The organism is Micromonospora sp. NPDC048063 (assembly GCF_043202855.1).
Classification (GTDB): domain Bacteria; phylum Actinomycetota; class Actinomycetes; order Mycobacteriales; family Micromonosporaceae; genus Micromonospora.
The window spans coordinates 245272-266113 of sequence record NZ_JBIDBG010000003.1; the positions used below are offsets into that span (position 1 = coordinate 245272).

Below are 20842 nucleotides of genomic sequence, written 5' to 3' on the forward strand. Positions count from 1 at the left end.
CGCACGACCTCGGAGTGAGGAGTGCAGTGGCAGGTAAGGCCCGCGTACACGAGCTTGCGAAAGAGCTCGGGGTCGAAAGCAAGACCGTTCTCGCCAAGCTCAAGGAGATGGGCGAGTTCGTGAAGTCCGCGTCCAGCACCGTCGAGGCGCCCGTCGCCCGACGTCTGCGTGGCGCATTCGTCGCGTCCGCCGGTGGGTCCTCGGCGCCGACCGCCCCTCCGGCGGCAGCCCCGAGCCCGGCACCGACCCCGACGCCGTCCCCGACCCCGGGTGCCCCCCGGGTCTCGGCCAAGCCGATGCCGCCGCGGCGGCCGGCCGCGCCGACCCCTGGACCGAAGCCCAAGGGCCCGGTCCCCGGCCCGCCGCAGCCGGCGACCCCGGTCGCCAAGCCGGCGAGCGCGCACGACATCGAGGTGGCGGCCGCCGAGGCGCGCGCCGCCGCGCTGAAGGCTGAGCAGGAGGCCGCGGTCAAGGCCGCGCAGGCCGCCCGCCAGCAGCAGCGGGAGAACGTCCGACGGGAGCCCCCGACCGAGGGCGGTCCCCGTCCGGGTCCGCGTCCCGGCCCGAACGCCGTGCCGCCCCGTCCGGGTTCCCCGGCCGCGGGTCGTCCCGGCGCCCCGCAGCCGGGCCCGGGTGCCCGGCCGGGTGGTCGCCCGCCGGCGCGCGGCGCCGGCAACAACCCGTTCGGCATCCAGGGCGGTCAGCAGCAGCAGCGGCCGCCGGCCGCCGGTGCCGGCGGTCCCCGGCCCAGCCCGGCGGGCATGCCGCCGCGGCCGAGCCCGGCCTCCATGCCGCCGCGGCCCAGCCCGGCCTCCATGCCGAGCCAGCGGCCCACCACGGGTCGCCCCGGCGGTCCCGGTGGCGGACGTGGCGGCCCCGGCGGCGGCGCGGGTCGTCCCGGTGGCGGTGGCTTCCGTCCCGGTGGCGGCGGCGGTGGCGGTGGCTTCCGCGGCGGTCCCGGTGGTGGTGGCGGCGGTGGCGGTGGCTACCGGGGCGGCCCCGGTGGTGGCGGCGGCGGTGCTCCCGGCGGCGGTTTCCGTCCGGGTGCCCCGGCTGGTGGCGGTGGTCGTCCCGGTGGCGGCGGTCGTGGCCGTGGCGGTGGCGCCGCGGGTGCCTTCGGGCGTCCGGGTGGCCGGCCGACCCGTGGTCGCAAGTCCAAGAAGCAGCGCAGACAGGAGTTCGACAACCTGTCGGCCCCGACCATGAGCTCGGGTGCCCCCCGGGGTCAGGGTCAGGTCATCAGGCTCTCCCGTGGCGCCTCGCTGTCGGACTTCGCCGACAAGATCAACGCCAACCCGGGTTCGCTGGTCCAGGAGATGTTCAACCTGGGCGAGATGGTCACCGCGACCCAGTCGTGCTCCGACGACACCCTGCAGCTGCTGGGTGAGCACCTCGGCTTCAACGTGCAGATCGTCAGCCCGGAGGACGAGGACCGCGAGCTGCTCGCGCAGTTCAACATCGACCTCGACGCCGAGGTCGCGGAGGACCGCCTGGTCAGCCGTGCGCCGGTCGTGACCGTCATGGGTCACGTCGACCACGGTAAGACCAAGCTGCTCGACGCGATCCGCAAGGCGAACGTCGTGGCCGGCGAGGCGGGTGGCATCACCCAGCACATCGGCGCGTACCAGGTCCACGTCCCGCACGAGGGCGAGGACCGGGCGGTGACCTTCATCGACACCCCGGGTCACGAGGCGTTCACCGCCATGCGTGCCCGTGGTGCCCAGGTGACCGACATCGTGGTGCTGGTGGTGGCGGCCGACGACGGCGTGATGCCGCAGACGATCGAGGCGTTGAACCACGCCAAGGCGGCCGACGTGCCGATCGTGGTGGCGGTCAACAAGGTCGACAAGCCGGAGGCCAACCCGGACAAGGTCCGCCAGCAGCTGACCGAGTACGGGCTGGTCGCCGAGGAGTACGGCGGCGACACGATGTTCGTCAACGTGGCGGCGAAGCCCGGCATCGGCATCGACGACCTGCTCGAGGCGGTCCTGCTGACCGCCGACGCGTCGCTGGAGCTGACCGCTCCGATCGACGGGCCGGCGCAGGGTGTGGCCATCGAGGCGCACCTGGACAAGGGCCGCGGCGCGGTGGCGACGGTGCTGGTGCAGAAGGGCACCCTGCGGGCGGGCGACTCGATCGTCGCCGGTGGGGCGCACGGCCGGGTCCGGGCGATGCTCGACGAGAACGGCAACCAGGTCGCCGAGGCGGGTCCGGCCCGTCCGGTCCTGGTGCTCGGTCTGACCGCGGTGCCGGGTGCGGGTGACACCTTCCTGGCGGCCGAGGACGACCGCACGGTGCGCCAGATCGCCGAGCAGCGGCAGGCGCGGCGGCGGGCGGCGGCGTTCGCCAACTCCCGTGGCCGGGCCACCCTCGAGACGCTCATGGAGCAGCTCAAGGAGGGCGAGAAGACCTCGCTCAACCTGGTGCTCAAGGGCGACGTCTCCGGTTCCGTGGAGGCCCTCGAGGACGCGCTGTTCAACCTCGACATCCCGGAGGAGGTCCAGCTCAGGATCATCCACCGGGGCGTGGGTGCGATCACCGAGAGCGACGTCATGCTCGCGAGCGCCTCGTCCGAGGCGGTCACGATCATCGGCTTCAACGTGCGGGCCTCCAACAAGGTCCGCGAGATGGCCGACCGCGAGGGCGTGGAGATCCGGTACTACACCGTCATCTACCAGGCCATCGAGGAGATCGACGCCGCCCTCAAGGGGCTGCTCAAGCCGGAGTACGAGGAGGTCGAGCTGGGCACCGCGGAGATCCGCGACGTCTTCCGCTCGTCCAAGGTCGGCAACATCTCCGGTTGCATCGTCCGGTCGGGCATCATCCGGCGCAACGCCAAGGCGCGCCTGCTGCGCGACGGCTCGGTGGTGGCGGACAACCTCACCATCAGCTCGCTCAAGCGGTTCAAGGACGACGCCACGGAGGTGCGCGAGGGCTTCGAGTGTGGTCTGACCCTGGGTGGTTACAACAACGTCCAGGTCGGCGACATCATCGAGACCTTCGAGATGCGGGAGAAGGCTCGCGCCTGATCCGGTGAACCACTGATCGAGGGGTTTACGCCGAAAGGCGTAAACCCCTTGATCATGTGGGGGTACGTCCGGGTATCGTCCGGGGCGATGTTCACCGGAACCGCGGTCTTCGACCTGCTGCTGCCGGGCGACTCCCGGTCGCTCAAGGCCAAGAGATCATACGTACGCCCGATCGTGGCGGCCCTGCGCCGCTTCGAGGTCTCGGCCGCCGAGGTCGGGGCGCTCGACCTGCACGGTCGGGCCGAGATAGCCGTGGCCGTGGTGGCCGCCGAGGCGTCGCACGTCCGCGAGGTGCTGGACTCCTGCGAGCGCCTGGTGGCCGGCCGGCCGGAGGCCGAGTTGCTCTCGGTGCGCCGGCGGCTCTACGGCGAGGAGGACTGACGCCGGCGCGGGTGCCCGCGTCCGGCGGGCGGTGCCGACGCCCGGCGGCGCGGGTGCGCGCGGCGGGCGGTGACGACCCCGGTGGTGCGGGTGTGCCGGGCGTCGGGCCGGGCCGGCGCACCGCCGGCGACGCGCGGCGGCGGTCGCCGCGCGGGTAGTGTTCGAGATGTTGGCCGGTCGGCTCCGGGGCGCTCCGCGTCGCCGGTGACGGCCGGGAACGGGACGCCGTGGAGGTGGCGAAATGTCGGATCCGGCCAAGGTACGCCGGCACGCGGAGCGGGTGCGTGAACTGGTCGCGTCGGTGGTGCGCAGCCAGATCAAGGACCCCCGGCTCGGCATGATCACCATTACCGACGCCCGGATCACCGCCGACCTGCGCGACGCGACCGTCTTCTACACGGTGCTCGGCGACGCGGCGGCCCAGTCCGGCACCGCCGCGGCGCTGGAGAGCGCCAAGGGCATGCTGCGCAGCACCGTCGGCAAGGCGCTCGGCCTGCGGCACTCGCCGACCCTGACCTTCGTCCTCGACGACGTCCAGGACCAGGTCAAGCACATCGACGACCTGCTCGCCCAGGCCCGCACCGCCGACGCCGAGGTGCAGCGGCTCGCCGCCAGGGCCGCGTACGCGGGCGAGGCCCAGCCGTACCGGCTGGACTCCGACGACGAGGCCCACGACGAGGACGAGGACGAGGCTCCGCCCCGGGGCGGGGACCAGCGGTGACCGAACCGTCCGGCGGTCCGGCCGGTGGCACCCTCGCCGAGGCGACGCCACCGGCCGACTCCGGCCCCGCCGAGGCGGACTGGGCGGCGGCCGTCGCGGCGGTGCGGGGGCTGCCGCCGGACGGGCGGGTGCTGCTGATCTGCCACGTCAACCCGGACGGCGACGCGCTGGGCAGCATGCTCGGCTTCGGGCTCGGGCTGCGTCGGCTGGGCGTACGGCGGATGCAGGCGACCTTCCCCGGCCCGCCGGAGGTGCCCGAGCCGTTCCGCGGCCTGCCCGGCCTCGACCTGCTCGTGCCGGCGACCGAGGCGTACCCGGACCCGGATCTGGTCGTCTGCTTCGACGCGGCCAGCGAGTCCCGGCTCGGCGAGCTGGTCGACCGGCTGGGCGCGGCCGGCGGCGCGCTGGTGCTCGACCACCACGCGTCGAACACCCGCTTCGGCCGGGTCAACCTGGTGGACCCGCACGCGGCGGCCACCTCGGTGGTCGCCGAGGGGCTGCTCGCCCGGCTCGGCGTCGCGCTGGACGCGGAGATCGCGGAGTGCCTCTACGTCGCCCTGAGCACCGACACCGGCTCGTTCCGGTTCGAGGCGACCACGCCGGCGGTGCACCAGCTCGCGGCCCGCCTGATCGCCACCGGCATCCGCCCCGGTGACATCTCCCGCCGGATCTTCGACACCCGGCCGTTCGGCGCCGTCCGCCTCTTCGGCGAGGTGCTCGGCCGGGCGCGCCTGGAGCCGGCCGCGGCCGTCGGGCACGGCCTCGTCTGGACGTACGCCACGCAGGACGACCTGGCCCGGCACGACCAGCCGGCGTACGTGCTGGAGGCGCTGATCGACTCGGTCCGGTGCACCGCAGAGGCCGACGTGAGCTGTGTGGTCAAGCAGACCGCGACCGGCGACTGGGCCGTGTCGATGCGCAGCAAGGGCGCGGTGGACGTCAGCCGGGTGGCGGTCGCGCTGGGCGGCGGCGGGCACCGTTTCGCCGCCGGATTCACCGGGCGGGGGACGGTCGACGAGGTCGTCGACCGGATCCGCGCGGAGCTCGACGGCGCGCTGACCGGGCCCGACCGGCGCTGACCCGGCGGGCCCGCACGGGAAGATCAGGGTCAGCTCCGGGGAGTGTCCGTCTTCCCGCGCTCGGCGAGTCCGGGGAGAATCGCGGGATGGAGCAGCCCCACGACCTCACCGTCGAGGCGCCCCGCGCCTGGGACCGTCCCGCCGTCACCGTGCCGGTGCTCGTCTGCCTCTCGCTGGTCGGCGGCCGGTTCCCGTCGTTCTCGACGGAGGCCAACCTCTGGACCCTCGGCACCGGCGGCGTGTTGATCTGGCTGGGCCTGAGCAACCGGGTGCCCCGGCGGCCGGCCCCGCGCCGGCTCGGCGCCCCGGCGGCCTGGTGGGCCCTTCCGGTGGTGGTCTTCGGGGTCTTCGAGGGGGCCACGTTCGTGCTGGCGGTCGGGGACGACTTCCCCACCTTCTCCCGGCTGGCGGATCCGATGCTGGAGGACCGGCTGGTCCGGTCGGCCGCCTGGCTGGCCTGGCTGTCCGCGTTCTGGGGGTTGGTGCGGCGATGATGCGGGCGATGGCGATCGGCGGCTTCCTGGCCGCGCTGGTGCTCTTCGCCGCCGTCGAGTGGGCGGCCCGGCGCGAGGGCTCCCGGATCCCGACGCTCGGCGAGGTCTGCGCGTACGTGATGCGCTACGAGGTGGGGCCGGTGCCGGTCGGCCGGATCGGGCTCTTCGGCTTCTGGTGGTGGCTCGGCTGGCACTTCCTGGCCCGCTGACTGCCGGCCTCCCCCCGCCGGTCCGCGACCCGGGACGACCCGACGGACCAATGTGAGTCCAGATCGCGGGAACCGTGGGCAGCATGTGGACCTGAACGATAACTTGGGAATCGGCCGGCGTCGTGTGGCGGCGCCGGTCGTGGGCGGTGGTGCCACACCCGGCAACGCCTCCCTCCAGGGTCGGACCGACCCGGGCTCACCCGCTGCCCACCAGCCGCTCCGGTGACCCCGGACCGCTGCCGGGCGTTCAGCACGCCGCCCGTGAGGGCCGCCGTCGCGTCGGCGGCTGCCCGCGCCCTGGAAGGGGACCACCACCATGCCGAGCAAGCCCAAGCCCGAGACCACCGACGAGGCCCGCGAGCAGATGCGCCGCGCGCTGCAGACCTCGATGGACACCCGTCAGTGACCCAGGCCGACCGGCGGTGACGCCGCCGACGGCCTTCGCCGACGGCGTCACCGTCCGTCCGGCGCCCGTCGCTGTCCGCCCCGCACCCGTCGTCGGTCGCGGGCGCCCCCGGCGGGCCGCTACCGTCGCCGCATGCGTCGGATCCTCGTCGCCGGCAGTTCGGGCGCCGGCAAGAGCACGCTCTCCCGCGAGGTCGCGCAGCGGCTCGACCTTCCGTTGATCCACCTGGACCGGCACTTCTGGCAGCCCGGCTGGGTGGCCTCCGACGATGCCCGCTGGCGTGCCGCGGTCGCCGAACTCGCCGCCCGGCCGTCCTGGGTGATGGACGGCAACTACGGCGGCACCCTCGACCTCCGCCTGCCCCGCGCCGACCTGCTGGTCCTCTGCGACCCGGGTCGGCTGCTCTGCCTCGGCCGGGTGCTGCGCCGCCGGTGGGTGTACCGCGCCACCGGCCGCCCCGACCTCCCGCCCGGCTGTCCGGAGAAGATCGACGCCGAGTTCCTCCGGTACGTGTGGCGCTATCCGCGCCGGTCCCGGCCCCGCCTGCTCGCCGCGGTCGCCACGCACGCGCCGGCGCTGCCGGTGGTCCGGCTGCGCAGCCGCGCCGAGGTGCGCCGCTGGCTCGCCGAGCTGCCCCCGGCGTGAGCAGAAACCCGGGCCGGCGGGGACGCGCTGCGATAGGGTCCGCGCATGAGGTCGTTCCGCGGCGTCCTGCCCCCACCGCGCTCCTGACCGGAGCGTCACGCCACCGGTGGGTCCCCCGAGCCCGGGTGACCACCGGCCCTCGCGGTGCGACCTGCCCGGACGACGGGCCTCCCGCCGATCCCGGCCGAGCCACCGCCGCCCGCGGCCCGTCCGTCCTGTGTGCGCTCCGACAGACGTCACCTCTGTCAGCGGCTCGATTCTTCCGTGGAGCGCACCCGTGTCCCGATCGTCCCTTTCCTGGTCGTCCGAATCTCCGTCCACCCCAGAACCCCGCCGTTCGTCCCCTGCCGGCCTTCGTGTCGGCCTGCTGTACGTCACCGTCGCCGCCGTGCTGTGGGGCACCACCGGTGTCGCCGTGCAACTCGTCCGCGAGTCCACCGCGCTGACGCCGGCAGGCATCGGTTTCTACCGCCTCGCCATCGGCGCGGTGGCGCTGCTCGCCCTCGTGGCGCACCGGCTGGGACCGGTGCTGGCGGCGCTGCGGTCGGAACCGGTGGTCCTCGTCCTGATCGGGGTTGGTCTCGGGGCCTATCAGGCCCTCTACTTCGTCGCCGTCGCGGCGGGCGGCGTCGGGGTGGCCACGCTGGTCAGCCTCGGGCTCGCCCCGGTCCTCATCTTCGCGTGGGAGACCCTGCGCGTGCGGCGGCTGCCCGGGCGGACCCTGCTGGGCGCCCTGGTGGCCGGCGTCGCCGGCCTCGTGCTCGTCACGGTGTCTGCCGGGCAGCCGGGCGCCGCCGCGCCGCGCCCGCTGTTCGGCCTGCTCGCGGCCTTCGGCTCGGGTGTCGGCTATGCCGCCAGCATCGTGCTGAGCCGGCATGCCGCGCGTCGTGTCGCGCCGATGACGCTCACCACCGTCTCCGTCGTGGTGGGCGCGGTGGCTCTGGCGCCGGTCGCGCTGGCCGGGGGGATCGCCGTTCCGGCCCGGCTCGCGCCCGTCGGCCTGCTGGTCCATCTCGGGGTGGTCACCACGGCCGTGGCGTACGCCCTGTTCTACGCCGGGCTGCGCACCACCACGGGCAGCGCCGCCGCGCTGTCGACCCTGGCGGAGCCGCTCACCGCCGTGCTGCTCGCCGGGTGGCTCGTCGGCGAGACGCTGCCCGTGGGGGTGGCCGTCGGGGGAGTGCTCCTGCTCGGTGCCGTGACCGTCGTCCACCTCTTACCCGGTAAGTGATCTGATAGCTTGCGATCCTTACCGTGCCCGTGCCAGGATCGGCGGCGATGAGTCAGCCAGCCGTCGCCGCCGCCCCCGCCGCGTCACCCCGCCGGATCGCCGCGCTCGCCCTGCCGGCGCTGGTGGTGCTGGCCGCCGAACCGCTCTACGTGCTCGTGGACACGGCGGTGGTGGGGCACCTCGGCCGGGTGCCGCTCGCCGCGCTCGCCGTCGGCGGCACGGTGCTGACCCTCATCGCGTGGCTCGGCACCGTGGTCGCGTACGGCACCACCGGGCGGTCGGCCCGGCGCTTCGGGGCCGGCGACCGGGCCGCCGCCGTCGCCGAGGGCGTGCAGTCCTCCTGGCTGGCGCTCGGGGTGGGCGTGCTGGTCGCGGTCGGCATGCAGGTCGGCGGCGGGGCGCTGGCGCGTACGCTCGCCGGAGGCCCTGGCGAGGTGGCCGACGCCGCCGCGCAGTGGCTGCGGGTCGCGGCGCTCGGTGCCCCGGGCCTGCTGCTCGCCGCCGCCGGCAACGGCTGGCTGCGCGGCGTGCAGGACACCCGCCGGCCGCTGGCGTTCGTGCTCGGGCCGAACCTGCTCTCCGCCGTGCTCTGCCCCCTGCTGGTCTACCCGCTCGGCCTCGGCCTGGTCGGCTCCGCGGTGGCCAACGTGGTCGCCCAGACCATCGGCGGGGCGCTCTTCGCCGGGGCGCTGGTCGCCGAGCGGGTCCCGCTGCGGCCCCGGCCCCGGCTGATCGGGCAGCAACTGGTGCTCAGCCGGGACCTGCTGATCCGGGGCGTCGCGTTCCAGGCGAGCTTCCTCTCCGCCACCGCCGTCGCCGCCCGCTTCGGGGCCGCCGCCGTGGGCGCCCACCAGATCGCCCTGCAACTCTGGTTCTTCACCGCGCTGGTGCTCGACGCGCTCGCCATCGCCGCCCAGTCGCTGGTCGGTGCCGCGCTCGGCGGCAACGACGCCGCCGGGGCCCGGGCCCTCGCCCGCCGGATCGGGCTGCTCGGCGGTGCCTGCGGCGTGGCGTTCGCGGTGCTCATCGCCGCCGGCGCCGGCGTCGTCCCCGGCTGGTTCAGCTCCGATCCGCAGGTACGCGACCAGGCGATGCTGGCCTGGCCGTGGTTCGTGGCGATGCAGCCGCTGGCCGGCGTCGTGTTCGCCCTCGACGGCGTGCTGATCGGCGCCGGGGACGTCCGCTACCTGCGCAACCTGACCATCGTGGCCGCCCTCGGCGGCTTCCTGCCCGCCATCTGGCTGGCGTACGGGCTCGACCTCGGGCTCGGCGGCATCTGGGCCGGGCTCACGCTGTTCGTGGTGATCCGGCTGGTCGCCCTGCTGCTGCGGCTGCGCTCGGGCGGCTGGGCCGTGGTCGGCGCGGTGCGCTGACCGCCGCCAGCGAGGTGGGAGCGCCAGCAAGGGCGCTCGGGTCGTCGCGGCTCAGCAGCTTTCGCCGTCGCCGGGCCGCCAACCCGGGTCGTAGACGTTGCCGGTCGGCCGTGCCGAGGGCCGGCTGCGCAGCGGCTCCTCGGGGGCCAGGGCCAGGAAGCCCCGCTTGATTCCGGCGCAGTCGGCGTTGAACAGGGTGCTCGCCGCCTCGTGCACCCACAGCCCCCGTGAGGAGGGCCGCACGTCGTCGGGGTGCGGCAGGTGCCAGACCACCTCGTCGCGCACCGTGACCAGTTCGGCTCCCGGCGGGTACTCCTGCGCCCGCCAGAGGTCGAAGTGGTAGACCCAGATGAAGCTGGTGGTGATCTCCAACACCCGGAAGCCGTCGGCATCGGTGGTCGCCCGGTAGGTGACGGTGCCCCGGGCGCGGACGGTGTCGGCGTTGTCCAGCCGCGGGTCGGCCTTGTTGTCCACCCGGGTCACGTAGTTCAGCGCCGCGCCGTCGGCCAGGTCGCGCCGGACGTCGTCCCGATTGTCGGGCGCGATCAGCCCGAGGAAGGGCTCCGGGTCGTTGACCACCAGCATCGACCTGTCGACGCGGCCCTCGACGAGCGCCTGCCGGACCTTTGCCAGACCCTCGGCGACCTGCTTCGCCGTGAACGGCGCGGCCGTCTTCGCCGGCGGCAGGACGATGGCGTCCTTCCCGGCGGCGAACGACTCCGCCGGAGTGGCCGCCCACGGGCTCACCGAGTTGCCGTCGGCGTCAGTGGGACGGACCTGGCCGGGCACGGCCCGGCGGTCGGGCAGGATGGGCTCGTTGTCGCGGACCCGTTCGTAGACGCCGAATCCGATGGTGCCCACCACCGCGAGGAACGAGAGCGTCACCAGGGCGGCGACGCCGCCCAGCAGCTTCCCGCTCTGCCTCGCCCAGCCCAGCCGCAACCGCTCCGGGCGGGTCAGCGCGCGCTCCGTCTCCGGCTCGCGCATCCAGGTCGGGACGCGGACCGGCTCCGCGGGCTGGTCGGCGTACGGGTCGAAAGGCGCGGTCGGCTCGTTCGGCCGCTGGTCGGTGCTCATTCGGCTGTCCAGGTGGGAGTGCGGGGAGGGGGCGCATGATCTTCGCACCCGCCGCGCGCCGCCGTGGTCCCGTTCGGTCGCCGCCGGGCAGCGCTGTCCGACCGGTGGACGCCGCGCCGGCCGTCCACCCGACCCGCGTACGGCGGCGACGGGGCGTCCGAGCCGGTCTGGCAGGCTTGGGTGTCGTGAGCGCAGACGGTCTGATCGTGGTCGACAAGCCCGGCGGCATGACGTCGCACGACGTGGTGGCGCGGATCCGCCGGTTGGCGCGGACCCGCCGGGTGGGGCACGGCGGCACCCTCGACCCGATGGCCACCGGCGTGCTGGTGATCGGGGTCGGCCGGGCCACCCGCCTGCTCACCTATGTGATCGGCGCGCACAAGAGCTACACGGCCACCGTCCGGCTCGGCCAGGCCACCGTCACCGACGACGGCGAGGGCGACGTGATCGCCACCACTCCGGCCGGCCGGGTCACCGACGAGGCGATCCACGCCGCCCTCGCCGCGCTGACCGGCGAGATCGACCAGGTGCCGAGCGCGGTCAGCGCGATCAAGGTCGACGGGCAGCGGGCGTACAAGCGGGTGCGCGAGGGGGAAAGCGTCGAGCTGCCCGCCCGCCGGGTCACCGTCTCCCGGCTGGACCTGCTGGCCGTGCGCCGGGACACCCCCGACGTGGTGGACGTCGACATCGACGTGACCTGCTCCTCCGGGACGTACATCCGGGCCATCGCCCGGGACGCGGGCCTGGCGCTCGGGGTGGGCGGGCACCTGACCGCGCTGCGGCGTACCGCCGTCGGCGGCTTCACCCTCGCGGAGGCCGCCACCCTCGACGAGCTGGAGCGGCGCGCGCCCGAGGTGGTCCACCTGCCGCTGGCCGCGGCGGCCGACCGGTTCTTCCCGCGGCGCGACGCCGGCGCCGACGAGGCGAAGGTGCTCTCCCACGGCGGGCCACTCGACCCGGCCGGCATTCCCGGCCCCTATGCGGTCTTCGGCCCCGACGGCGGGCTGATCGCTATCGTCAGCGAGCGGGACGGCCGGGCCCGCGCGGAGATCGTGCTCGCCCCCGCCTGACGGCGGGGCGCAGGTCAGCCGGGAAAGTGTTAGCAAGGGGCCCTTCCTATACACCAGGCGTTAATGAGGGGCCCTTCCTTACACCGCCGGCCGGCGGAGGCAGGGAGGAGCGCAATGCAGCGGTGGCGGGGGTACGACGCGGCGCCCGGTGGCTGGGGGCGGTCGGTCGTCACCATCGGGGTCTTCGACGGCGTGCACAAGGGGCACCAGGCGACCATCGGGCACGCCGTGGCCCGGGCCCGCGAGCTGGGCGTGCAGTCGGTGGTGGTCACCTTCGACCCGCACCCGGCCGAGGTGGTCCGCCCCGGCTCGCACCCGGCGGTGCTCACCGAGCCCGCCCGGAAGGCCGAGCTGATCGAGGCGCTCGGCGTGGACGTGCTGTGCGTGGTGCCGTTCACCCCGGAGTTCTCCCGGCTGCCCGCCGAGGCGTTCGTGCACGACGTCCTGGTCGAGCACCTGCACGCCGCCCTGGTCGTGGTGGGGGAGAACTTCCGCTTCGGGCACCGCGCCGCCGGCGACGTGGCGCTGCTGGAGCGGCTCGGCCGCACCTTCGGTTTCGGCGTCGAGGGGGCCCCGCTGGTCGCCGAGGCGGGCACCGTCTTCTCGTCCACGTACATCCGCTCCTGCGTCGACGCGGGGGACGTGGTGGCCGCCGCCGCCGCGCTCGGCCGCCCGCACCGGCTGGAGGGCGTGGTGGTCCGCGGCGACCAGCGCGGCCGTGAGCTGGGCTTCCCCACCGCCAACCTGCTCTGTCACCGGTACGCGGCGGTGCCCGCCGACGGCGTCTACGCCGCCCGGCTGGTGCGCCGGGGCCACGCCGAACCGCTGGGGGCGGCGGTGTCGGTCGGCACCAATCCGACCTTCTCCGGGCGGGAGCGGCGGGTGGAGGCGTACGTGCTGGACTTCGACGGCGACCTCTACGGCGAGCGGCTGGCACTGGACTTCGTCGCGCACCTGCGCGGGCAGATCCGATACGACGCGATCGAGCCGTTGATCGCCCAGATGGGGCAGGACGTCGAGCGGACCCGCCGGGCCCTCGGCTGACCGCCTCGCGGCCCTTGACCGGCCGGCGCCCGGCCGTACTGGTAGTCTGGCGGGGACGTCGGCTGACCGACGTGGGGCCTCGCGTGCCTGCACGACGCCGCGGGTGCGAGGTACCGGTCCGTTTCCGGTCCACCGACCGATCCGACGGACATCATCGAACAACCCACGAAACAGGGAGAACATGGCGCTCGACCAGGAAGCCAAGGCCAAGATCCGCGCGGAGTACGCGACCGCCGAGGGCGACACCGGTTCGCCGGAGGTGCAGGTCGCGGTCCTCACCAAGCGGATCGCCGAGCTCACCGAGCACCTGAAGGTGCACAAGCACGACCACCACAGCCGCCGCGGGCTGCTGCTGCTGGTCGGCCGTCGCCGTCGGCTGCTCAACTACGTCCAGAAGAAGGACATCAACCGCTACCGGTCGCTCATCGAGCGGCTCGGTCTGCGCCGGTGACGTGACGGGGGAGTGGCCTGACTCGGGCCGCTCCCCCGCTCCGGTACCACCCGAAAACCAGGGTCGCGCGACCACCCGAGAATGGGAGCAGGTCAGCGTACCGGTCTCCGGTAGTGGCCCCCGGGCACCCCGGCACCTCGCCGGCCACCCGGGCGCTTCGATCGAAGACCGGCCGTCTGAGCAGCTCCCGCGTCGTGGGCCCCCGATGCGAAGGAGCACGACAGCACCATGACCGAGACCAACCTCGGCACCGAATCCCGCACCGCCGTGATCGACAACGGGTCCTTCGGCACCCGTGAGATCACCTTCTCCACCGGCCGGCTGGCCCGCCAGGCCGCCGGCTCCGTCATCGCCCAGCTCGGCGAGACGGTCGTCCTCTCCGCCACCACCGCCGGCAAGCAGCCGAAGGAGCAGTTCGACTTCTTCCCGCTGACCGTCGACGTCGAGGAGCGGATGTACGCCGCGGGCCGTATCCCCGGCTCGTTCTTCCGCCGTGAGGGCCGCCCCAGCGAGGACGCGATCCTCACCTGCCGGCTGATCGACCGGCCGCTGCGCCCGTCGTTCGTCAAGGGCCTGCGCAACGAGGTCCAGGTCGTCGAGACCGTCCTCGCGCTCGACCCGCAGCACCCCTACGACGTCGTGGCGATCAACGCCGCGTCGATGTCGACCAAGCTCTCCGGCCTGCCGTTCTCCGGCCCGATCGGGGCGACCCGGATGGCGCACGTCGACGGCCAGTGGGTCGCCTTCCCGACCCACGAGGAGCTGGCCCGGGCCACCTTCGACATGGTGGTGGCCGGCCGCGCCCTGGCCGACGGCGACGTCGCGATCATGATGGTCGAGGCCGAGGCCACCGAGCACACCGTGGCGCTGGTCGCCGGCGGCGCCCCCGCCCCGACCGAGGAGGTCGTGGCGAGCGGCCTGGAGGCCGCCAAGCCGGCCATCCGCGAGCTGTGCCGCGCGCAGAGCGAGTTGGCCGACGTGGCCGCCAAGCCGGTCGCCGAGTTCCCGGTCTTCCTGGACTACCAGGACGACGCGTACGACGCGGTGGCCGACGTGGCCCGCGCCGACGTCGCCGAGGCCCTGCAGATCGCCGGCAAGGCGGTCCGTGAGGAGGCCCTGGACGCGATCAAGGGCCGCGTGCTGGCCGAGCTCGGTCCGCGCTTCGAGGGCCGGGAGAAGGAGCTCAGCGCGGCCCTCCGGTCGCTGACCAAGTCCGAGGTCCGCAACCGGGTGCTGCGCGAGCAGGTCCGCATCGACGGCCGCAGCCCGCGCGACATCCGCCCGCTGACCGCCGAGGTCGGCGTGCTGCCGCGGGTGCACGGCTCGGCGTTGTTCGAGCGCGGCGAGACGCAGATCCTGGGCGTCACCACGCTGAACATGCTGCGCATGGAGCAGTCGCTGGACACCCTCTCCCCGGAGAAGTCCAAGCGCTACATGCACAACTACAACTTCCCGCCGTACTCGACCGGTGAGACCGGCCGGGTCGGCTCGCCGAAGCGGCGCGAGATCGGCCACGGCGCGCTCGCCGAGCGGGCGCTGATCCCGGTGCTGCCGTCGCGCGAGGAGTTCCCGTACGCCATCCGGCAGGTCTCCGAGGCGCTCGGCTCTAACGGCTCCACCTCGATGGGCTCGGTCTGCGCCTCGACGCTGGGCCTGCTGTCCGCCGGTGTGCCGCTGAAGGCGCCGGTCGCCGGCATCGCCATGGGCCTCATCTCCGACGAGGTCGACGGCAAGACCCAGTACGTGACGCTGACCGACATCCTCGGCGCCGAGGACGCGTTCGGCGACATGGACTTCAAGGTCGCCGGCACCCGGGACTTCGTCACCGCGCTCCAGCTCGACACCAAGCTCGACGGCATCCCGTCGGACGTGCTGGCCGCCGCGCTCCAGCAGGCGCACGAGGCCCGGCAGACCATTCTCGACGTGATGCAGCGGGCCATCGAGGCCCCGGCCGAGATGTCGGACTACGCGCCGCGGGTCACCACCGTCAAGATCCCGGTGGACAAGATCGGCATGGTGATCGGCCCGAAGGGGCAGACCATCAACGCCATCCAGGACGAGACCGGTGCCGAGATCTCCATCGAGGACGACGGCACGATCTACGTCGGCGCGACCAACGGCCCGTCGGCCCAGGCCGCGGTCGAGCGGATCAACGCGATCGCCAACCCGACGCTGCCGAAGGTCGGCGACAAGTTCCTCGGCACCGTGGTGAAGACCGCCGCGTTCGGCGCGTTCGTCTCGCTGCTGCCGGGCCGCGACGGCCTGCTGCACATCTCCAAGGTGGGCGACGGCAAGCGGGTCGAGAAGGTCGAGGACTTCCTCAACGTCGGCGACCGGGTCGAGGTCGAGATCGCCGACATCGACGCCCGCGGCAAGATCTACCTGGACAAGGTCCGCCCGGAGGGTGCCGAGGCGCCGGCCGCCGACGAGGCCGCCGGTGGCGAGCGGCCGGCCGGCCGGGACCGGGGTGACCGGGGCCCGCGCGACCGCGGCGACCGCGACCGCGGCGGCGACCGGGGCGGTCGTGGCCCGGGCGGCGGCGAGCGCGGCCAGGGCGGCGGCGAGGGTGGCGAGGGCGGCGAGCGTCCGCGCCGCCGGACCCGGCACAGCTGACGCACCAGCGCACCGCACCACCCACCCCTCGTCGATCTGGGAGCAACAACACGTGAGTCGGGCCGTTCGTGCGCCGTTTCCGCCGGATCGACGGGGGGTGGCGTCGTTCCCGGGCCCCTCGGACGCCGCGTTCCGCGGCACCGGAGGGGCCCGCTCCGGCGGCGCCTCCCGGGCGGTGACCCGCACGATCAGTGACGACCCGCTGGGCGGCACGGTACGCCGTACCGTGCTGCCCAGCGGGCTGCGCGTGCTCACCGAGGCGATCCCGGCGATGCGCAGCGTGTCGTTCGGCATCTGGGTCGCGGTCGGCTCCCGCGACGAGACCGGCCCGCAGGCCGGCGCGGCGCACTTCCTGGAGCACCTGCTGTTCAAGGGCACCAACAAGCGCAGCGCCCTGGACATCTCCTCCGAGATCGAGGCGGTGGGCGGCGAGACCAACGCCTTCACCACGAAGGAATACACCTGCTACTACGCCCGGGTGCTCGACGAGGACCTGCCGCTGGCCATCGACGTCATGTGCGACCTGGTCGCCGACTCGGTGCTGAAGCCGGCCGACGTGGAGACCGAGCGGGGCGTGATCCTCGAAGAGATCGCCATGCACGACGACGAGCCCGGCGACGAGGTGCACGACCTCTTCGCCCGGGCGGTCTACGGCGACCACCCGCTGGGCCGGCTGATCTCCGGCACCGAGGAGACGGTCACCCCGATGACCCGGCGGCAGATCCAGGGCTTCTACCGCCGCCGCTACACCGCCCCGCAGATCGTCATCGCCGCCGCCGGCAACCTGGACCACACCGCGGTGGTGAAGCTCGTCCGCCAGGCGCTGCGCGGCACCCCGCTGGACACCGACCCGGCGGTGCCGGCGCCGCACCGGTCGGCCACCCCGGCGGTACGCACCAGGCCCGCCGCCACCCTGGTGGAGCCGAAGGAGACCGAGCAGGCGCACGTCATCCTCGGTTGCCCCGGCATCGACCGGATGGACGAGCGCCGCTTCGCCCTCGGCGTGCTCAACAACGTCCTCGGCGGCGGCATGTCGAGCCGGCTGTTCCAGGAGATCCGCGAGCAGCGTGGCCTGGCCTACTCGGTCTACTCCTACGCCAGCCAGTACGCCGACAGCGGCCTCTTCGCCGTCTACGCCGGCTGCGCGCCCGGCAAGGTGGACGAGGTGCTGGAGCTGACCCGGGCCGAACTCGCCCGGGTGGCCGCCGACGGCCTGACCGAGGCCGAGGTGGCCCGCGGCAAGGGAATGAGCAAGGGCTCGTTCGTGCTGGGCCTGGAGGACACGGGCTCGCGGATGAGCCGGCTGGCCAAGGGCGAGCTGCTCTACGGCGACCTGATGCCGGTCGACGAGCTGCTCCGTCGGGTCGACGCGGTCACCGTGGCCGACGTGAACACCCTCGCCGCCGAGTTGCTGAGCCGGCCGATGTCGCTGGCCGTGGTCGGCCCGTTCGGCGAGGGCGACTTCTCCGCCCGCTGACCGGCCGCGCCACCCGCCCGCGCCCGTGGCCGGGCCCTGCCTCGGGTCCGGCGGGATGCGGACGTCCCGATTGGGATAGGTTGTGCCCCGTGACTGACGAGCAGGAGAAGAGCGCGGACGAGCCGATCCGGGTCGGCGTGCTGGGCGCCCGGGGCCGGATGGGCGTCGAGGTGTGCAAGGCCGTGGACGCCGCCGGCGACATGGAACTCGTGGCCATGGTCGACCAGGGCGACGGCCTGTTCGCGGCCTCCGACGCCGGGGCCGAGGTGGTCGTCGACTTCACCACGCCCGACGTCGTCATGGACAACCTGCACTGGTGCATCGACCAGGGCATCAACGCGGTCGTCGGCACCACCGGCTTCACCGAGCAGCGGCTGGATCGGGTGCGCGGCTGGCTGGCCCGCAAGCCCGGCGTGGGCGTGGTGATCGCCCCCAACTTCGGCATCGGCGCGGTGCTGATGATGCAGTTCGCCGCCCGCGCGGCCCGGCACTTCGAGTCGGTCGAGATCGTCGAGCAGCACCACCCCCGCAAGCTGGACGCGCCCAGCGGCACCGCCACGCACACCGCGCGGCTGATCGCCGCGGCCCGCGCCGAGGCCGGGCTGGGTCCGGCGCCCGACGCGACAAAGGACGAGGTGGCGGGCGCCCGGGGTGCCGACATCGAGGGAGTACGCGTGCACGCCGTGCGCGCCACCGGCCTCGTCGCCCACCAGGAGGTGCTCTTCGGCACCACCGGCGAGACGCTGACCATCCGGCACGACTCGTACGACCGGGCGTCGTTCATGCCGGGCGTGCTGCTGGCCGTCCGCGCGGTCCGCAACCGGCCGGGGCTGACCGTCGGCCTGGACGCCCTGCTCGACTGACGCCGAGGGTCGGACCGTCTTCGTCTCCAGCCACCTGATGGGCGAGATGCAGCTCACCGCCGGGGGAATCCCGTCGCGTGGCTGCCGGGCGGCTCCTAGGCTGCCCGGGTGATCGACGCTGACATCCTCGACCGGGCGGGCCGCCGGGTCACCCTGCGCCCCGTGGACGACGACAACTGGCGGGCGGTGGCCGACGTCGCCCCCCGCGACGACCAGCGCGCCTGGGTGCCGGCCCTGGCCGCCCGCTACCTGCTGCTGACGATGCGCTCCGACGTCTGGAACTCGCTCGCCGTGTACGCGGACGAGACGGTGGCCGGGCACGTCATGTGGGGCGTGGACGACGACGGCTCGCGCTGGATCGGTGGGATGGTCATCGACGCGGCCGAGCAGGGCCGGGGCGTCGGCCGGGCGGCCGTGCGCACCCTCGCCGCGTGGCTCGCCGCCCAGGACGGCGGGCACCCCGTCCGGCTCTCCTACCACCCCGACAACGCCTCGGCCGCCCGGCTCTACACGAGCCTGGGCTTCACGCCCACCGGCGCGATGGAGGACGACGAACTGGTCGCCGAGTTGCGCCCCGCCGCCTCCGCCTGACCGCCCGCCGGTTCGCGGGCGGGGCGTCAGCCCTCCTGGAGCACGGAGAGGATGTTGCCGGCCGGGTCGGTGAACCAGGCGATCGACGGCCCCTGGCCGCGCATGACGCCCTTGTCGTCCTGCGGCATGCCGGGGTAGCGCTCGAACCGGACGCCGCGCCCGGTCAGCTCGTCGACGGCCCGGTCGATGTCGTCCACCGCGAAGCTGCTCATCGCCTTCGTGTCCGTGAACATGTCGCTCCTCCTTGTCGTGGCGTACGAGGGGTGGACGGCCCGGGCCTTCGGAACTCATCGCCCCGGCGGGTCGGGGCGGGCGCGGCGGCCCGGCTCAGGGGTCGAGGCGGTGCGGCAGCCCGAACCGCGCGAACAGCTCCGGCGTGAGGAAGTGGGTGAGCCGGCTGATCCGCCCCGCCGAGAACTCGAGCACGTGGACGCTGAACGGCCGGTGCCCGCCCGCCGGGTCGGGGCGGTAGTGACCGAAGGCGGCGCCGCCGTTGGCGGACACCGGCACCAGCCGCGAGCCGCGGCACTCGGCGCCCGGGCCGAGCATCCACCGCCGGATGTCCCCGGGGCCGCGCAGCCACAGCGCGAACGGCGGCATGCTCTGCACCGCGTCCTCCCGCAGCAGCGCGACGAGCGAGTCGATGTCGTAGCGCTCGAAGCTGGCGACGTAGCGGTCGAGCAGGTCGCGCTGCCGCCCGTCGAGCGGGGCGCGCGGCAGCCCGTCGCGGGCGGCCAGGGTGGCGCGGGCCCGCTGGAGGGCGCTGTTCACCGCCGCGACCGAGGCGCCGACCAGCTCGGCGGTCTCGTCGGCCCGCCAGCGCAGCACGTCGCGCAGGATCAGCACGGCCCGTTGCCGGGGCGGCAGGTGCTGCAGAGCGGCGACGAACGCCAGCCGGACCGACTCGCGGGCCTCGGCCACCGCCGCCGGATCACCGGACGGCAGCACGGCCGCGTCCGGCGCGGGGCCCACCCAGCGCTCGGGCGCCGGCGCGCCCAGCGCGGCGAGGACCGGCTCGTCCGGCCCGCCGAACTCCATCGGCAGGGCCCGCCGGGCCCGCCCCCGCAACTGGTCCAGGCAGACGTTGGTGGCGATCCGGTAGAGCCACGTCCGGGTGGAGGACCGGGCCTGGAATCCGTCACGCCCGCGCCAGGCGCGCAGCAGCGTCTCCTGCACCGCGTCCTCGGCGTCGAAGATCGAACCGAGCATCCGGTAGCAGTAACCGGTCAGCCCGACCCGGTGCGCCTCGAACGTCGCGTCGGCCGGGCCCGACGCCGGCCCGGCGGCACCGTCGGGGTCGCGACCGGTCGCGCCGCCGTGGGCCACGCCCGCTCCGCTGGTCGCCGTCGCTGCGGTCATGGGGTCACCGTAGGCGACGCCCCCGACAGTGTCCGCCGATCCGGGCCCGCGCGGAGGCCTGTCGTCAGTCCACGGGGGGCGCCGGCGACGGCACCGACCCGGCCGGCGGGACGTCCGGCAGCGTCGCCTCCGTGGGCGTCGCGTCCGCGGGGTCCGCCTCCGTCGGCACCGCCACGTGCAGGCGCAGTTGCGGGACGAGCATGTCGTCCACGTCCAGGGCACGCGCCGCGCCGTCGGGCTCCCAGCCGGTGCTGGTGAGGAACTTGCGGGTCGCCTCGTCGTCGTCGAACGCCCAGGCCACCGCCCGGGCGAACCCGTCGGCGCGCCACAGGTCGACGGTCGCGGCGAGCAGCCGGCTACCGTGCCCGCGCCGCCCCCAGCGCGGCTCCACCAGCAGGTCGGTCACCGCCGCCACGCCCGGCCCGAGCGCCTCGGCCGGCTCGCCCGGAGCGAGTGCCTCGGCATCGGCCGGACCGGAGGCGGCGAACCCCACCAGATACGATTGCTCGGCCTGTTCGACGGCGACGAGCACCCGATGCGTGCCGGAGGGCGGCTCCTGCACCGCCGCGCTCCACCGCCGGGCGAGCCACGTCTCGTCCAGGTTGTCGAGCACGTGCCGGGGCAGGATCCGGCGATAGGCGACCCGCCAGGTCGCGAGCTGGATGCGTGCGATCTCGCCGGCGTCTTCCGGACGCGCCGGGCGGACGTACCCGAGAGCCATGGGACGGA

The 20842-nt window shown here is 74.4% G+C and carries 18 protein-coding genes and 2 pseudogenes; 16 read left to right on the forward strand and 4 right to left on the reverse strand.

What is annotated here, in order from left to right; genetic code table 11:
* The first annotated feature begins 26 nt into the window (after window positions 1-26).
* The 9 genes from infB (at window position 27) to ACGFZ2_RS09565 (ending at window position 9568) form a co-directional block, all read left to right on the forward strand.
* Window positions 27-3029 (forward strand): translation initiation factor IF-2, encoded by a 3003-nt coding sequence (gene infB, locus ACGFZ2_RS09525; protein ID WP_393451764.1) that lies wholly within the window; start codon window positions 27-29, stop codon window positions 3027-3029.
* Window positions 3030-3116: 87 nt separating this feature from the next.
* Window positions 3117-3410, forward strand: a complete 294-nt coding sequence (locus tag ACGFZ2_RS09530; protein ID WP_091096658.1) for a DUF503 domain-containing protein — start codon at window positions 3117-3119, stop codon at window positions 3408-3410.
* Window positions 3411-3651: 241 nt separating this feature from the next.
* Window positions 3652-4131, forward strand: a complete 480-nt coding sequence (gene rbfA / locus ACGFZ2_RS09535) for a 30S ribosome-binding factor RbfA (RefSeq protein ID WP_393451767.1) — start codon at window positions 3652-3654, stop codon at window positions 4129-4131.
* 101 nt (window positions 4132-4232) lie between these two features.
* On the forward strand, window positions 4233-5210 hold the full coding sequence (locus tag ACGFZ2_RS09540) for a bifunctional oligoribonuclease/PAP phosphatase NrnA (RefSeq protein ID WP_393267002.1): 978 nt from the start codon (window positions 4233-4235) through the stop codon (window positions 5208-5210).
* Between the two features lie 86 nt (window positions 5211-5296).
* On the forward strand, window positions 5297-5704 hold the full coding sequence (locus tag ACGFZ2_RS09545) for a hypothetical protein (RefSeq protein ID WP_350680576.1): 408 nt from the start codon (window positions 5297-5299) through the stop codon (window positions 5702-5704).
* Window positions 5704-5913 carry a DUF6186 family protein gene (locus ACGFZ2_RS09550; protein WP_393266999.1) on the forward strand — a complete coding sequence of 70 codons (210 nt, stop codon included), beginning with the start codon at window positions 5704-5706 and terminating at the stop codon, window positions 5911-5913. Before ACGFZ2_RS09545 ends, ACGFZ2_RS09550 begins: the two co-directional genes overlap by 1 nt.
* Window positions 5914-6451: 538 nt before the next feature.
* Window positions 6452-6964 (forward strand): adenylate kinase, encoded by a 513-nt coding sequence (locus ACGFZ2_RS09555; protein ID WP_393451770.1) that lies wholly within the window; start codon window positions 6452-6454, stop codon window positions 6962-6964.
* Between the two features lie 367 nt (window positions 6965-7331).
* On the forward strand, window positions 7332-8195 hold the full coding sequence (locus tag ACGFZ2_RS09560; RefSeq protein ID WP_393452564.1) for a DMT family transporter: 864 nt from the start codon (window positions 7332-7334) through the stop codon (window positions 8193-8195).
* A 47-nt stretch (window positions 8196-8242) separates the two neighbouring features.
* Window positions 8243-9568, forward strand: a complete 1326-nt coding sequence (locus ACGFZ2_RS09565) for an MATE family efflux transporter (protein ID WP_393451773.1) — start codon at window positions 8243-8245, stop codon at window positions 9566-9568.
* Between the two features lie 51 nt (window positions 9569-9619).
* Here the strand turns inward: ACGFZ2_RS09565 and ACGFZ2_RS09570 are convergent, their stop codons facing one another.
* On the reverse strand, window positions 9620-10645 hold the full coding sequence (locus ACGFZ2_RS09570; protein ID WP_393451776.1) for a hypothetical protein: 1026 nt from the start codon (window positions 10643-10645) through the stop codon (window positions 9620-9622).
* A 185-nt stretch (window positions 10646-10830) separates the two neighbouring features.
* Between ACGFZ2_RS09570 and truB the strand changes: the two genes are divergently transcribed.
* From truB to ACGFZ2_RS09605, 7 genes are all read left to right on the forward strand, one after another.
* On the forward strand, window positions 10831-11715 hold the full coding sequence (truB, locus tag ACGFZ2_RS09575; protein WP_393451779.1) for a tRNA pseudouridine(55) synthase TruB: 885 nt from the start codon (window positions 10831-10833) through the stop codon (window positions 11713-11715).
* Window positions 11716-11829: 114 nt separating this feature from the next.
* A complete protein-coding gene (locus ACGFZ2_RS09580) occupies window positions 11830-12759 on the forward strand; it encodes a bifunctional riboflavin kinase/FAD synthetase (protein ID WP_393451782.1) in 930 nt (309 codons plus the stop codon).
* Window positions 12760-12940: 181 nt separating this feature from the next.
* The gene (gene rpsO, locus ACGFZ2_RS09585; RefSeq protein ID WP_043962418.1) at window positions 12941-13210 is read left to right on the forward strand and encodes a 30S ribosomal protein S15; all 270 of its coding nucleotides are present in this window, start codon (window positions 12941-12943) and stop codon (window positions 13208-13210) included.
* A 228-nt stretch (window positions 13211-13438) separates the two neighbouring features.
* Complete coding sequence (locus ACGFZ2_RS09590; RefSeq protein ID WP_393265573.1) at window positions 13439-15823, forward strand: polyribonucleotide nucleotidyltransferase; 2385 nt, start codon at window positions 13439-13441, stop codon at window positions 15821-15823.
* Window positions 15824-15875: 52 nt separating this feature from the next.
* Window positions 15876-17300: a M16 family metallopeptidase gene (locus ACGFZ2_RS09595; protein WP_393451785.1), complete on the forward strand. Its 1425-nt coding sequence runs from the start codon at window positions 15876-15878 to the stop codon at window positions 17298-17300.
* Window positions 17301-17389: 89 nt separating this feature from the next.
* The gene (gene dapB, locus ACGFZ2_RS09600) at window positions 17390-18163 is read left to right on the forward strand and encodes a 4-hydroxy-tetrahydrodipicolinate reductase (protein WP_393451788.1); all 774 of its coding nucleotides are present in this window, start codon (window positions 17390-17392) and stop codon (window positions 18161-18163) included.
* Between the two features lie 108 nt (window positions 18164-18271).
* A complete protein-coding gene (locus ACGFZ2_RS09605; RefSeq protein WP_393265564.1) occupies window positions 18272-18754 on the forward strand; it encodes a GNAT family N-acetyltransferase in 483 nt (160 codons plus the stop codon).
* A 26-nt stretch (window positions 18755-18780) separates the two neighbouring features.
* On the opposite strand, the pseudogene ACGFZ2_RS09610 reads toward ACGFZ2_RS09605, so the two are convergent.
* The 3 genes and pseudogenes from ACGFZ2_RS09610 to ACGFZ2_RS09620 all read right to left on the reverse strand — a co-directional run.
* A pseudogene (locus ACGFZ2_RS09610) lies at window positions 18781-18999 on the reverse strand (VOC family protein); the annotation flags it as partial.
* An 82-nt stretch (window positions 19000-19081) separates the two neighbouring features.
* Complete coding sequence (locus ACGFZ2_RS09615; RefSeq protein WP_393451791.1) at window positions 19082-20113, reverse strand: sigma-70 family RNA polymerase sigma factor; 1032 nt, start codon at window positions 20111-20113, stop codon at window positions 19082-19084.
* 145 nt (window positions 20114-20258) lie between these two features.
* A pseudogene (locus tag ACGFZ2_RS09620) lies at window positions 20259-20834 on the reverse strand (GNAT family N-acetyltransferase); the annotation flags it as partial.
* Window positions 20835-20842: the final 8 nt, after the last annotated feature.